Annotated in this window: 12 protein-coding genes and 1 tRNA gene; 9 read left to right on the forward strand and 4 right to left on the reverse strand. The window is 51.3% G+C overall.

Going from position 1 to position 13,872, the window contains the following annotated elements:
* The first annotated feature begins 61 nt into the window (after positions 1-61).
* Both VI895_04025 and tnpA read left to right on the forward strand, forming a co-directional pair.
* Positions 62-144, forward strand: a tRNA-Leu gene (locus VI895_04025).
* Between the two features lie 116 nt (positions 145-260).
* The gene (tnpA, locus tag VI895_04030; GenBank protein HLG18971.1) at positions 261-707 is read left to right on the forward strand and encodes an IS200/IS605 family transposase; all 447 of its coding nucleotides are present in this window, start codon (positions 261-263) and stop codon (positions 705-707) included.
* Between the two features lie 131 nt (positions 708-838).
* On the opposite strand, the gene VI895_04035 is transcribed toward tnpA, so the two are convergent.
* The 3 genes from VI895_04035 to VI895_04045 form a co-directional block, all read right to left on the reverse strand.
* A complete protein-coding gene (locus VI895_04035) occupies positions 839-2,122 on the reverse strand; it encodes a site-specific integrase (GenBank protein HLG18972.1) in 1,284 nt (427 codons plus the stop codon).
* Positions 2,123-2,433: 311 nt separating this feature from the next.
* Positions 2,434-3,807, reverse strand: coding sequence for a relaxase/mobilization nuclease domain-containing protein (locus VI895_04040; protein ID HLG18973.1), 1,374 nt, complete (start codon positions 3,805-3,807; stop codon positions 2,434-2,436).
* On the reverse strand, positions 3,804-4,142 hold the full coding sequence (locus tag VI895_04045; GenBank protein HLG18974.1) for a plasmid mobilization relaxosome protein MobC: 339 nt from the start codon (positions 4,140-4,142) through the stop codon (positions 3,804-3,806). Before VI895_04045 ends, VI895_04040 begins: the two co-directional genes overlap by 4 nt.
* 228 nt (positions 4,143-4,370) lie before the next feature.
* Between VI895_04045 and VI895_04050 the strand changes: the two genes are divergently transcribed.
* From VI895_04050 to VI895_04080, 7 genes are all read left to right on the forward strand, one after another.
* A complete protein-coding gene (locus tag VI895_04050; protein ID HLG18975.1) occupies positions 4,371-5,099 on the forward strand; it encodes a hypothetical protein in 729 nt (242 codons plus the stop codon).
* Positions 5,100-5,106: 7 nt separating this feature from the next.
* The gene (locus tag VI895_04055) at positions 5,107-6,603 is read left to right on the forward strand and encodes an ATP-binding protein (GenBank protein ID HLG18976.1); all 1,497 of its coding nucleotides are present in this window, start codon (positions 5,107-5,109) and stop codon (positions 6,601-6,603) included.
* Positions 6,604-6,743: 140 nt separating this feature from the next.
* Positions 6,744-7,925, forward strand: coding sequence for a hypothetical protein (locus tag VI895_04060; protein HLG18977.1), 1,182 nt, complete (start codon positions 6,744-6,746; stop codon positions 7,923-7,925).
* A 191-nt stretch (positions 7,926-8,116) separates the two neighbouring features.
* Positions 8,117-9,031, forward strand: a complete 915-nt coding sequence (locus VI895_04065; protein ID HLG18978.1) for a hypothetical protein — start codon at positions 8,117-8,119, stop codon at positions 9,029-9,031.
* Between the two features lie 128 nt (positions 9,032-9,159).
* On the forward strand, positions 9,160-9,951 hold the full coding sequence (locus tag VI895_04070) for a hypothetical protein (GenBank protein HLG18979.1): 792 nt from the start codon (positions 9,160-9,162) through the stop codon (positions 9,949-9,951).
* Positions 9,952-10,160: 209 nt separating this feature from the next.
* The gene (locus VI895_04075; protein HLG18980.1) at positions 10,161-10,493 is read left to right on the forward strand and encodes a hypothetical protein; all 333 of its coding nucleotides are present in this window, start codon (positions 10,161-10,163) and stop codon (positions 10,491-10,493) included.
* Entirely contained in the window at positions 10,490-13,708 is a 3,219-nt protein-coding gene (locus tag VI895_04080) for an adenylate/guanylate cyclase domain-containing protein (protein HLG18981.1), read from the forward strand. Before VI895_04075 ends, VI895_04080 begins: the two co-directional genes overlap by 4 nt.
* On the opposite strand, the gene VI895_04085 is transcribed toward VI895_04080, so the two are convergent.
* On the reverse strand, positions 13,677-13,872 hold a 196-nt coding region (locus tag VI895_04085; protein ID HLG18982.1), incomplete at its 5' end, for a hypothetical protein. The two genes, VI895_04080 and VI895_04085, sit on opposite strands and share 32 nt — an antisense overlap.

A 13,872-nucleotide genomic window follows, 5' to 3' on the forward strand; every position in this document is an offset into this window, starting at 1 on the left:
TTGAACAGAGAGGAGAGTCCCCAAGTCAAGTTTGTGATAGCATTTCCAGGCGAGGCCCGGCGCCGCCGTGGTGGAATGGCAGACACGCAAGGCTTAGGACCTTGTGCGCGTATGCGTGTGGGGGTTCAAATCCCTCCGGCGGCACTCCTTTTGATCTATCCTCTCGAAATCATTTCTAACACACCTTAGAAGATCCCCGGGCGTAAGCCCGGGGGTGAATCGGGCTCCCAAGTCTTCTTTTTTCCGGTACAGCAGGGGGCATGGAACTAAGAAGACAAGCCCACTGTGTGTATCGCTGCATGTATCACCTGGTTTGGATTCCTCGGTATCGCTATTCGATGCTGGTGGACGGAGTTTCGCAGTATCTCCTGATCAAGTTGGATGAAGTGAGGAAGTACCATCCGGAGATCGAGTACATCGAGCGAAATATCCAACCGGACCACGTGCACATCGTAGTAAGCTTCCCGCCAAAGTACAGCATCGCAAGCGTAGTACGGATTATGAAAAGCAATACGGGACGAGCGTTGAGGGAGAAGTTCGAGTTTATTCGGGAGCGATATTACGGGCGAGGCGGGATGTGGTCGGTTGGATATTTTGCGAGCACAGTGGGCTTGGATGAGGACATGATCAAACGGTACGTCCGATACCAGGAAAAAGAAGACTTGGGACAAGCGAAGCTTGCATTCCCAAGAGGCCCACGGGCGTAAGCCCGTGGATATCTAGGTTTTCCCAACGTAGGGTCATTGGGTCAACAAAAGTCAACAGGTCTGCATTTTCTTTTCGTGAAAATCCGTTGGCTGACGTTTGGGTCAACACCGGGTCAACACACAAAATGCGATTAAACTACTGACCGTTGTTTGATCGAAATGACTTTCGATAAAGATGGACTCGTCGAACTTCCGTCGCCGTGCTTTGCATGACCAAGTGTAAAGTTGATCATCGCTTTTCGCTGCGTTCGTTCGGCCACCTTTGCGTAATGCTGTGTGACGCGAAGATCTTGATGCCCAAGCGCGGCCTGGGCGGCGCGAATGTCATTGGTCTGCTCCGAAAAAATCGTTGCAAACGTATGACGAAGCACGTGTGTCGAGCGGATCGGAAGATCACAGACTCGAAACGCTTTTTTAAACGCGTTTTGAATCGCTGGGTATCTCAAGAGCTCTCCGTCTCGATGAAAGACGTACGGCCCCTTTGATCCCTTCTCGCGCCATTCCTGAAGAAGTTCGACCAGTCGCTCAGGAATAACCACGACCCGATCGCGGCCCGTTTTCGTACTTTCACGGATCGCTGGCTCCTTCGTTCGAAAGTGCCAAAAACAGACCCGCTTGATTTCCACGGTTCGGCGTTCCAGATCGACACATTCCCAGCGTAGCCCGCAGGCCTCGCCGATCCGCGCGCCACATAACGCCTCAAAAGACGCCAAGTAGTAATAGACGGGCGTGTGTCGTTCTTTCAGACGATCGAGAAATCTCTCCAGATCCTCAACGGATAGCGAGAGATCCGGCCTCCCCGGTTTTGGCTTGAAGAAACAGTCTTCACTGTGTCTTTTGAGAACCGGCGGCTGGTAACGCGGATTTTTGTATTCTCGGTACCAGTTCAAAATACCTCGAAGCGCCTTGAGTTCTCGGAAGTAGGACACTCGCGTCGATTTTTTCGGATACGAGGGATCGATCAGGATTTGCAACCACCGATCGATATCAAATGCCGAAAGTTCCTCTACCGGTATGTTCAAGATGGGTTGAAAATGAATCAACTCCTGAACATACTTCTCCCAGGTATTGATCGCGAAACGGGGTTTTGACCAGTCTCGCCAATCTTCTACCAGAGCTGCAAGGGTGTACGTTGAGGGTTTCACCCGAATCTCCGTAGGATCTGGATTTGCTTCCGTTCGCCAAGCGCGTGCGTTTTCCAAATTCTCAAACGTACGCGCCTGTTGAACGAGCTTTCCGCCTACGCGAACTCTCCGGATAGCCCGATACGGCTTTGCCGGGCGACCTCCTCGCGAGACCACCTCCACATATTTTCCTCTCTCTTCCTGCCAGACGTGAACTTTGAAAATGCCGGGATATCCCCGCATCGTCATCAGTTTCCGTCGCGGACGTTGTTTCGCTTCTTGTTTATCCATAAGGATGACTCCTTTCCGATAACCATCTGCGAAGGACGTCCGAGTGAAAGCGAACCATCCGGGGTGTCGGTCGGACCGTTGGAATTCGGCCTTCCGACACCATATTTCGAATCGTTCGCTCGCTACATTGAAGTAGCTTGGCCACATCACTGACTGTGAGCAATCGACCTATTCCGTTTTCAAAGAACAACCCTCGGGAAGAACTGTAATCCCTCCGAGTTCTGAATGACGGCAGAATATCACTTTGAATCCCGATCGAATCATTTTTTTCATGAAATTTGGGATTTACCCAAACAGCGACAGGTTCTTCTCTAGAAGAAGTCAATGCCGAATCCCTTTCCCTTGCCGCGACTTAAACCCTTTCCGCGATTCTTTTCTAAAAGTTCCCGGCTCTTTTCTCGTTCGAGAGGTTCTTTGCGTTCTCGGCGGTCGCGTTCTTCGTCAAACGGCTTTAGCGCTTCTCGGATTGCTTCCGGTATTTTTCTACCAGTCCTTCCAAGTCCTGACTCAATCGAGGATCGATTCTCCGAATGAGTTCCCATTTGGTTGCTGTTTCTTGCTCCCTCTTGGTAGATCGCCAGTCCCATACGGAGGACACGCTCAAAACTAGAACGCTCACGAGGAGCGCGCCCAGGAGACTGTGAATCCACACTTTTAAGGTCATTCCGGTATTTTGAAATTCGATCCGTCGAAAGGTCGTGTCCGCGGCTTCCCGAATATCTTGATACATCTTGGTATCTCTCTTGATTTCGTTCGATGTTTCTCTCCCCTCCGTGAACGCGATCTTCAACGCTCCGACCAAAGGCTCGAGATCTCTCGCCCACCGCTCGGTTACTCGGTTGTCGCTCTCTCGTAAAAGTTGAAGAAGCTCGTTCAAGGCTTCCATAGCCGCGAAGTCTCTCGGTTGCGTTTTGAATTGCTTGACGATCTCGCTCTGGTTCATAGGAAACTCCCTTCATTTTTTGAAGACCTGCCCATGTGTAGGCTCGGCCTAGGTCACTCCCTTTCATCACTTCTCCCTCCAAGGAAAAGCTGATCCCGGACACATGGCCGGTTTTGGCTCGATTCGGAATCGTCTCCACGTTTCTGGCGTGAAGGCGCTGAAAAAATGCACTCATCGTCGGCTGCCCGTGTGCCGCTTCGTCGACCAGGTGTTGCAGACGCAGTTTCGTAGTCGGTGTCTGTTCTCGAAGGACTTTGTGCAGTTCGCCCGACGTTGGGGCGCGCGAAGGCACCTCCCGACTTGGCAATACACGCTGTAAGCCGTATTCCATTTCCAGGCCGCGAACGATCGTTTCGCTTCGCCGAAAATCGTGGCTTTCGCTGACGACCTTTCCATCCATCCCGATTCGAGAAGCCACGATATGGATATGATCGTGCGGCGTATCCCGGTGCCGAACGGCGACGTATTGGGATTTGGAAAATCCCATCCCGTCGAGATACGTCTGCGCGACTTCTTGCCACTTTTCATTGGATAACGATTCACCGGGCGGGAGCGACAAACTGGTGTGATACACCGCACGCTCCAGGTTGGGTTTGAGCTTTCGGGTTTCATTGAATTCCGCCGTCAGTTGCTTGGCCGTCGTACCCAGCATGTTGCCCCCAACCATCTCGGCGCGGTCTTTGGAGAGAATATATTTGAGGACTCCGCCGAAACTTCGGCCTTTGATCTGTTTCGCGATCATTTTGCCGCCCCGATGACTTGGAGGCCGATGGATGTCACCATTGCCCGAAGCTCCTGAAGCATGTGGGGGTCGATTGGCATCGCCATCCCTGAATGAATCTTGCGCATCAGCTGGCTCAAATTGTTTCCGATCCGAGAGAGCTCTTGATACGTTTCTCGATTCACAGACGGCACCGGAGGCAGCGGAAGTTTTCGGCCAAAGGCTGCCCGGCGGACGTACTCACTCACGCTCACTCGTAACTCTCGGGAAGATTCCTGGAGCCACGACAATTCAGCCGGCGTGAATCGGATCGGAACGACGCGGCTACGGAGTTCACCGACCGCTTCAGCCGCCATCGGTTTCCTGCGAACGAAGTGAGAAGGGCGAGCGCTCCACGACGTAGTCGGGGAGCATGGCTCGCTACTCACCTCTTCCAACATTTCTTCTCTTTCCTTCTCGTCCATTTTTGCCCACTTCTTTGTATATTCATTCTACGTATATTTTATATAACGCCACTGCCAAGAAGTGTCAATACATTGACTCGTGAAATGAAAATACATACGATTGCTCTGAATTACAGGCGAATGAAGAGACGTAAACCAAAGATCCGCCGAAAGACGGTCGAGACCCCACCGGATGTCGTCTTTAATGTCCGCATGGAGCCTTCTCTGCGGGCCGCACTGGAGCCTGCGGCCAATACCTACGGCATGGCGCCTGCGAGCATGATCCGTCAGAGGGTATTCTCCGATGTGAAGGCCTGGGGGCCTTTTGATCCGGATCTCTTGATCTGGATTAAGAAGGAAGGAAGGTCGGCCAACTTCACCTTCGTGGCCCCTCCCATTTTAGCAAAGGCAATGAGAGAGCGGGCACAAGCGCTCAAACTGACTATTACGGATTACGTGAGAAGCGTGGCGATCCATGAAGTCCTTTTGGCCGAGGGCCTCGCCAATGAGATCAACAAAACGAACTTCAATCCGAAAACAAAGCCTGACCATCCAATTCTCCGAGCTTACGCGGAAGGCAGACACGAGCGGCAGATGGATTTAGGGAAAACAAGAATGGCGATGGAGAATAAATCCGATCACATGATTTCGGGATATACGACGTACCGGGGGGAAGATATTGTCGCTGTCATTCAAGCTGAGGCTGCAAAGGAGGGTCTAAGTCTTGCCGCGTATCAAAAAATGCTCGTCTTCCGCGACATTGAACAAAAATACGGATTGAAATTCCTGGCCGAACTTTTGAATACATCTCAAGAAGCATGGGACATGCAAGATGGATATCTAAAGAGAATGTTGGAAGCGCGGAAATAGAGTAATCATGAATCCGAAAACCAAACCAGGTACGCGCACCTCGCGTGCCGCGATCGCCAACCAAGTAAATCTTCTCATGCGCGAGGGCGAAGGTTTAACCGTGGAGTTCAAAGAACGGTACACGCCTCGGGTGGACGAAGATATTGTGGCATTTGCCAACGCCAAGGGAGGAACCATACTTCTCGGCGTCCGGGAGGATGGCACCATCGCCGGCGAACGGTTGACCAACGACCTAAAGGCCAAAATCAACAGCCTGGCGCGGAACTTAAAGCCGACGATTCCTGTCGAGTTTTCCCAAGTCGGGAAAGTGGTGGCGATCTTCGTGTCGGAAGGATCGGATAAACCATACTCCTGTGGTTCAGGCTACTACCGAAGACTCGACGGTAACACACAGAAGATGAGCCACGATGAGCTACGCATCATGTTTGCGGAGAACGAACCGCTCCCTTTCGAAGAAAGAACAGTCAAGGGGTTCACGCTGGAAGACATCTCCAATTCGAAAATACGCGCTTTTACAAGAGAAGCCGGCATACAAATCGGGCGCGCTGGAGTTCAGGATGTATTGCGCAGTCTTAACGTGGCGGATCAGTCCCGGATCAAAAACGCGGGGATCCTCTTTTTCGCCAAGGATGTATATCGGCATATCCATCAGTCCCAGATGACGCTAATCGCGTTCAAGGGAACGGATCGCATGCATATTTATGATCGGCGCGACGTGCGTGACGATCTCCTCACGCAGTTCAACGAAGCGGTCGCATTTCTCCGCAAACATCTAAATGTGCGAAGCGAGATCCACGGTGTCAACCGTAAGGACATTTACGAAATTCCTCTTGAAGTATTGCGCGAAGCTGTTGTGAACGCGCTCATGCACCGCGACTACAGCATTACCGGTACGCAAATAAGCGTCGAGGTCCACGACGATCGGGTCGAAATCGCAAACCCCGGCGATTTGCCGAAAGGTATGTCAATCCAGAACCTCGGCAAAGTTTCGATCCGGAGGAACGAACTGATCGCTGATCTCTTTTTCCGCATGCACAAAGTCGAACGTTTCGGCTTGGGCATTCAAAAAATGAAGGAAGCAATGCTCGCCGCGGGACTTCGCGAGCCCGTTTTTGAGCCGGGTGTATTTTTTCGGGCATCGTTCCAGCGATCGCCCGAATTGGCGTTAAAGAAACACCGCGAACAGTCCGTCAGGCGGTTCGGAGAAAAGTTCGGAGAAGGTTTCTCGCGGGAGCTAGAGTCGGAGCTAGGGTCACAGCTAGAGTCGGAGCTAGAGTCACTGGAGCTCCGTGTGCTGGCCGCCCTAGTTAAACACCCACTTGGCAAAGCATCACTGGCAATAGCTTTGGGTCAAAAACAGGCCTCAGGTCCTCTCCATCGAATAATTCGATCCTTGCTGGCAAGAAAACTTATTGAACGAAGTCTGCCCCAAAAGCCTGCGAGCCGATTACAGAAGTATCTGGTTACAAAGGCGGGGGAAAAATTACTACGGAGAAAGGAGTGAATTACATGAGTCGATACAGAGGGCACAAAAATGTTCGGCACACGGTTCGATATACGGAGCTTGCCCCAAATCGTTTTCGAAATTTCTGGGGAGTGTTCTTAGGATTTCTCCTGTTTGAAGTGTTTACACCGTCAACACCTTTGGCGGAACGTAAATTCAATCCTCCACCGTCAAAAGAGCTTTTCGAACGTTCCGAAGCGGTGGTCCTCGGAACGATCCTTGACATAAAGAAAACAGAAGAAAAGGGAGAGAAGCAAAGGGCGGGAGAGAAAGCCCCGTATCCAACAGAGCGAATGCAAGCCAAGGTGCAACAAATATCCTCTGAAAAAGGAGAGATTCCGAAGTCATTTAATCTCTTGTATTGGAATGTTGATTATGAAGCTTGGGCGAAGCACCTCAAGAACAATACCGTTGGGTTCAGCCTAGACGGAGGCCCTCATGAGATCCGCCTACAGATTGGAGAGCGATACCGTTTCTATCTCAAGCCAACTAGGAAGAAAGATGAGTTTATCCCCGTTTTAGACGGTGCATTTGATGATGGATTTTCTATAACGCGTCTCCCAAGCAACGATGAGGCCGTCCAAAAGTTGAATGCCGTTGAGGTCCCCGTCGCTAACGACAAGAGTTTGGTTACATTTGTGGACGAATTTGTAAACGCGGTGAAGAAGAACGACCTTGAGTTTGTAAAAAGAATCGATCCCAAGATGCCGGATCAGGCTATTCCGTCATTTTCCAGGAGATTTAAGGCCCTCATCGAGAACGCAGAACAGAACCAAAAGAAGGCGTCGATCAGTTGCGACAGCTTTGGTGTTTGCCTGATCGAATGGGAATATACCGATCGCAAAAACCCGACCGGAAAGCTGATGTTAGGCATCCGAGTAGTGAAGGGGAAAGAGAAGTGGCAGATCTATAACCCGACGGGGGCCTACGGTGACACCTTGCACGCGGGGGATAACCTCAAGAACTATTACGAGATTCAGTTCGTTGGCCATGGAAATGTTCAATATGGAATCAGGACCAATGGCGGAAAACTTAAGACCATGTGTGGGCCTGTTTCCTGTTCCTACGGCGGTCACTTCGGCAGCGACCTCTATCCTGGAAAGAAGAACCTCATCGAGATTGTCCTGTCCCCGGTTCAGAATTCAAAGCATTCGGAAAAAGTGCAGTTGGAGTGGACCATTACTGAAGCCCGGAAAGTTAAGGATGGGTTCCCCAAGCATCTTCCAAATATGCCGGGCTACCGCTTGATCAACCAATGGAGTGGGAGCGAGAATGTTTCTACCGATCCAGTGGTCAAGCGGGTTGAATTCGATGTGCAATAGCTGTTGTAAATATGATCGGCTTTCAACGTAAGGAAATCGTTGATCTGGGAGAAAAGCTCCCTTTGCACCGGAATAAAGACCCGATTTGGGCGCTTTTTCTTTTTTTCTCTCTGTTCGGCTCAATATTTTCTGGAATGGGGTTCCTACTTCTTTTTCAACTTATTTGGCGTTCCAGAGCGGATGTACCTCTTGTGGTTCCGTTAATTGCTCTTCTCCTGGGAACGGGGATCATCTTTCTTTCGCTTCATGCCCTGTCACGCACACGGATTGATATTGAGAACGGAATCGTTCGCTATCGCAAAACGAACCCAATATTAAAAAGCGTATCCTGGGCCGCGTCGTTTTCAGAATACGAAGGTGTGCTGGAACATCAGATGGTCGTTCCGGGAGGGAAAAATCGGCCTTCGCATACCGTATACCTTTGTGATTTGATTCATCGGACCGACAAGAAAAAGAATATAGAACTTTATAGTTCGCGTACTTCGAGCGATCACCGTGCGCGTGCCGAACGCTTCTCCCGACTCCTTAACCTTCCCATGCTGGTCGAAGGCGAAAATAAATACGAAAAAAGAGCCGCGGGAGATCTCGATTTGTCGGTGCGGGAACGGATATCAAAGGGAAGCGTGGAAATGATTCAACCTGCCTCTCTCCGGCCGCCGAAAGGTAGACTTTCCCGAGTTGCGTTGAACGGGGAGGAATGGATATCCATCAGCTCTATCGGGTATTTGCCTTTGGGCCTCCCCTTTGCTGGATTCGGCGCAGCCCTCTCCGTTTTCGCCGGGATCATGAGCGGCAATTGGATTGCACTTGTGTTCGGAACGATATTTTTCTTAATCGGATTAATCATCATTTTGGCTTCTTTCTGCGGACGCGAATACATCGGGGCCGACAGAGAGGGGGTGAGCCACTACTGGACCTTCCTGCGCCGTCGCTTCGGACAAGTTTCAATGCAAGCTCGGGCGATCGAGGAAATTCGAGTGGGTCGAAGGAATCAAGGGCAAGGGCTTCAGGTCATTTCGGATCAGATGCGGATTGGGATTTTCTCACCACTTTCAAAAGAAGATCGAGAATGGCTTCGGTCCTACCTTCTTACGAAATTATCGTGAATCTACACAGGGAGGCTCGAAGATTGACGGGTATACAGATAAGCAGGACGAATCAAATCACACGAGAGACGATATCCGGGCGGGGAGCCCTTCCACTTATCGGGACTCTTCTCTGTTCATTAGTACTGGTGGGATACTTTGTCCCTGGTCTTTGGGTAAGCCTAATCTGGGGTGTTCCTGATCGAGCAAAGGATCAAGGGGCATGGGAATATTTAGATTCCATTTCGCGTTTGCAGAATGTTCCTATCTGGATCCAAAATCAAAGTGAATTATCTAACGGCCGTGTTCTCTTACGACAGCTCAGTGATTCCGAAGTTGTCGCCTGGGACGAAAATCTCGCAGGAAAAAGTTTCACCAGAGCTTTCAAGGTGACAAAAAATGTTGCCATACCGACAGATCCGTTTCCACCCATAGCATTTGGGATCGATGCGCCGTTTAACCTTAACAAAGATCTTCCTTCGGCTCTTGCGAAGTATTTTTCCTCTCCCAATATTGCAAAGGCAACTTTATGTAGAACAATGGCTATTACCAATCAACTCCCTATCGAAAATCGTGATCCCAAAAACAGCTCTTACATTCCAGTTGAAGTCCGAACCGTTTGCCCATCTTCTGTCAAAGGACGTTGGTCTCTCTTTCTCAAACTGCTCAGTTTGGATGAGCAATCTGGATACATTAGTGGTGGAGCGGGTCTTTACAGTGAACGTTGTTTACCAACAGATCCAATGATCCTTCTCAATCGCCCACCATTTTGGGCATCATCATGCACAAAATTGGGATGTCTAAATATTCTTCGAGGAATTCTCGAAAAATCTGAACTTCCTAGTTGGCCGATTTATGTTGAGCAAAAAGGTCGAATCCGTCGTGCGGAGAAAGCAGATCTTCCTTGGCTCTCGAAAGGTGAGTTCAGAATACCGAATTGAAAATTATCCTCCTACGAGTCACAAATGTGGGCATGTAGTAAAGTGCCAGAGCTTTGAAAAATTGATTGTAAGGCAAATACGCGCGTCAGGAATAGGTCGATTGACTCACGCTGCATGTCCTGACGTTCGCGCGAGAGTTACCAACCGTCTCGCGGTAACCCTTCCTTGTGATTTGGGTCAACACCGGGTCAACAGGTCGGGTGATATGGATGTCACTCGGTTCATCTCTTTTCATTTTGCAGATCGGTTATCTGTTTGATGTTGTTGGTTTTGCCTTTGATACTGCACTCTTGCCGCCGGGTTCCTCTACTCCCTCCGGCGGCACCAACTATCTTTTCACCGCTTTTAGAAATGAGTTCTATTCTTCGGACATCTTACGTTTTCTCCAGAACGCGGACGAGTCGATCCCCAAGTGCGACCTGCATCGTCCATCGTGGAGAGGGTTGAATGACTGGAAGAATATGGCAGGCTACGATAATGGCTGGCGTACACCTGCGATGAAGCCACCGAAATCAAAGGCGAAAATAACGGCACTCGCATGAAATGCAAACAGTGTAAGGGCGAGATCAAAATCGAGAACGTTCGCTTTTGCCCCTTCTGTGGATTTCAGCTTCGTCCTCGATCGGAAGAGCGCAGAAACGGCATTATCGTTTTTGCGGACGTCTCCGGATTCACCCGTCTAAGCCACACGTTAGATCCCGACAGGCTCCGTGAATTGATGGATCAGTTGATGACTCGATTCTCGGCGGACGTCCAGAAATGGGGAGGGGTGATCGACAAGATCATCGGGGATTGCATTCTTTTCGTTTTCGGCACCGAACACGCCCGTCCGGATGATCCCGAGCGCGCCATGGCGGCCATCCACGACTTGAGAAACGAAATGAAGTCCTTCAACGACCAACATTCGCTTCAACTTAGCCTTCACTTCGGCGCTTCGTACGGAACGGTTTCCGTGGGGTCGGTGGGAGCCTCCACTACGGTCATGGGAGATCCGGTGAACATGGCTTCTCGGCTCCTTCAGGTTGCCGGAGGGGATCAAGTGGTCGCCTCAAAGGAATTTGTGGATCTGCTCTCCGCCGATTACATTTTCGAAGCGCTCCCTCCCGTCGCGCTGAAAGGGTTTGACGGACCGGTAGTCCCCCACAAGTACATCGAAAAATCGCGAGCGGCTCTCTCACGGAAGAAATTGGTGGGCCGAGAAAATGAAATTCAAATTTTGTCGAATCGGATCGACGAGTTGGTTCGGGAGAAAAAAGGGGGAAAATTTTTTCTTTTTGGAAGTGCGGGGAACGGGAAAACGGCTCTTTGCGAAAGAGCCCGCGAAATCGCCGCCGAGCGGGGCGCGGATATCTTAAGTCTCTATTTTGAGGAAGGGGGCGTCGGCACCTTGGCCCCCTTCCTCACGCTGGCTCAACGGATCCTCTCCACGCACGCTCTCAAAAAACATCCCGATCTTGAAATCTGGGCCAAAGCGCTTGCGGAAGAACAGACCCGGTCTGAAATCGGCGTGGAACAACTGGAGATCTTCCTGACTCAATTCATCGAGCATGTTTTAGAATCCCGGCCCCTCCTTTTCCAAACCGAAGACGCGCATCGGGCGGAGGCATCCGGGTTGGCCTTGCTTGAGAGATTGATGAAAACGTTCGAAGAGAAGCCGGTGATCTTTCTAACCACAAGCAGGATTGCAAGCGACAAATTGGGAGAACCGCTGGAAGTGGCGCCTTTGTCCGAAAAGGATGCCCGTCATCTCGTCACAAACTTGCTAGGCGATTCCGGACGTTCCGAGCTTCTAGTCGACGAAATCATCCCCCAATGCGGCGGCAACCCGTTTGTCCTCCACGAGCTGGCCCGCGCGATCAAAAGAGGCGTTCCAAAGGAGAAGTTGTTCCAAGGAAACATCGACTTTCTCTTGGCCTCCTCGCTCGATTCGCTTACCCCGGAAGACCAAGAGCTGATAAAAAAAGCGTCAGTTCTAGGGTCTCGAATCCCCGCCTTTCCGCTGGCGCATCTTTCCGAGATAGAGCCTGAACGTCTCCAAATGCGGCTGGCCCAGACGGGGCTGGTGACGTTTCTCAAAAACGAGAAAATGTTCGTTTTCCGCCACGATCTCATTCGAGAGCATGCGTACCGCCGGATCAACCACACCGTTCGCAGCCAATGGCACGGGAAGCTGGGCGATTATTTGGCCCGGCAGGAAAGCTCTGCTGAGGAGACCGCCTATCATTACCTCCTTTCGGGCCAGCGGGAGAACGCGCTCCGTTGGTCGCTGGCTGCGGGCCGAGCTCTCTCCAAACTTCCGGGCAAGGATCGGGCACTCTATTTTCTTGAATGCGCACAAAAACTCGCGCTTGAGCTCGAAAACGCCGGGTCGCTCCGCGACGCCCTCACTTCTCGCTTTTACGTGGAGGCCAGAGGAAGAAGCGTGGCCGACGCCCTATCGATATTGAGTCAATGGTTCAACGACGCCCATTTCGTTTCCAGGGACGGGGTTTCAGAGCAATTGTGTTTGATCAGAGCGGAATTCTTCTTCGAGCGCGGCCAGTACGAGGAAGCGATCCGGGAGATCGAGAGCCTGACAGAGAAGGCGCCTCAATATGCCAAACCCGAACTCGGCCTATTGAAAGGGAAAATTCATGCCCAGTTGGGCCATCATGCCGAGGTGACCCGTATCGCGTTGCGGGCGCTGAGGAACGCGGAGCCGAATACGGACCTGACGGGGAATCTCTACAATCTCCTCGGATATGTGTCGTATCTGGACCAAGAGTTCCAACAGGCTTCGGACTTTTATCAAAGAGCGCATGCCGCTTTTGAAAAGACGGAGGATCTTCGCGGCGTTCAAAAAGCGCTTCTCAATCTGGGCAATCTCGCCTTTGTCCGGCACGACTACTCCCAGGCCAGGGATCGATACTTGGAATCGATTCAGATCGCATATCGATTCGGCGATCTGGTAGGCTACGGCGGAGGGCTTCTCCGGTTGGCCCAGGTGAATTACCGGCGGCTCAAGTTTTCCCTCGCGATCGCCAATTTAAAACGCGCGATCTCGTTGTTACAAAAAGGCCAAAACGAAAATCTCATGCACCAATGTCACCTTATGCTGGGAACGATCGCCGAGTATTTGGGGGATTTCGATGGAGCCGAGAACCGGCTCTCCCGGGCGCAAGCCTATTTTGACACGGCTCAAGACCCCTATAACAAAGGGCGTGCGCTTGCCGCGCTAGGGAAACTTCGCTTTAACCAGCAACGCTATCCCGAAGCTGAAAACGCGGTCGAGGAAGCCATACGTATTCTGGGAACCTATCCGAACGAGATCCAACGAGCGGAACTGCTCTTGATTCAAGTTCTGGAGCGGTCCGGCCGCCGTGAAGAGGCGAGGCGGAAACTCGACTTGTTTAAAGCCCGGCATCAAGGATCCAAGTTGGATCAAGTTGTGGAATCCGACTTCCTCTGCGTGGAATCGATGCTCACGGGACGACAAGACTCCGAAAGAAGAAAGCATCTGTTGAACTTCCTGGATCAAACCCGTACGAGCGCCATTCGAACCGATCGATTGCCGCTCCTGGTGGAAGCGCTGGAATATGGTTTGGAAGAGAGGCTTCTTAAAGAAGCCCTTTGTCTCGCCGATGAAATCAAATCCTCGTTTCCCCATGAGTATCAGATGAATTTTGAGAAAAAAGGCTATTTCCAGCGACTCCGGGAGCTATCCATTACCTGGAGCCAAGCGAAAACTACTGGAGAGCCCCCTCGGCAAATAGCGTGAGGCCGATCGGCGTTCCCACGAAAATCCCGCCGTCCGGCTGCCCGGACGAATCGCGTTTGAACGCCACGGCCACAATATTATTCGAAGGGAGGCCGTCGTTCACTGTGAAGGTAACCAGTTGAACGTTCCCCTCCATATCAACGGTAACGCGCTGAAGACCGATG

The organism is Bdellovibrionota bacterium (genome assembly GCA_035292885.1).
GTDB lineage: Bacteria > Bdellovibrionota_G > JALEGL01 > JALEGL01 > DATDPG01 > DATDPG01.

What these genes read in the sequence shown, in the direction of transcription:
- VI895_04075 (HLG18980.1), top strand. Translation starts at nt 10,161, where the DNA reads ATGTCACTCGGTTCATCTCTTTTCATTTTGCAGATCGGTTATCTGTTT.
- VI895_04035 (HLG18972.1), bottom strand. Translation starts at nt 2,122, where the DNA reads ATGGATAAACAAGAAGCGAAACAACGTCCGCGACGGAAACTGATGACG.
- VI895_04045 (HLG18974.1), bottom strand. Translation starts at nt 4,142, where the DNA reads ATGGCGGCTGAAGCGGTCGGTGAACTCCGTAGCCGCGTCGTTCCGATC.
- VI895_04050 (HLG18975.1), top strand. Translation starts at nt 4,371, where the DNA reads ATGAAGAGACGTAAACCAAAGATCCGCCGAAAGACGGTCGAGACCCCA.
- VI895_04040 (HLG18973.1), bottom strand. Translation starts at nt 3,807, where the DNA reads ATGATCGCGAAACAGATCAAAGGCCGAAGTTTCGGCGGAGTCCTCAAA.
- VI895_04055 (HLG18976.1), top strand. Translation starts at nt 5,107, where the DNA reads ATGAATCCGAAAACCAAACCAGGTACGCGCACCTCGCGTGCCGCGATC.
- VI895_04080 (HLG18981.1), top strand. Translation starts at nt 10,490, where the DNA reads ATGAAATGCAAACAGTGTAAGGGCGAGATCAAAATCGAGAACGTTCGC.
- tnpA (HLG18971.1), top strand. Translation starts at nt 261, where the DNA reads ATGGAACTAAGAAGACAAGCCCACTGTGTGTATCGCTGCATGTATCAC.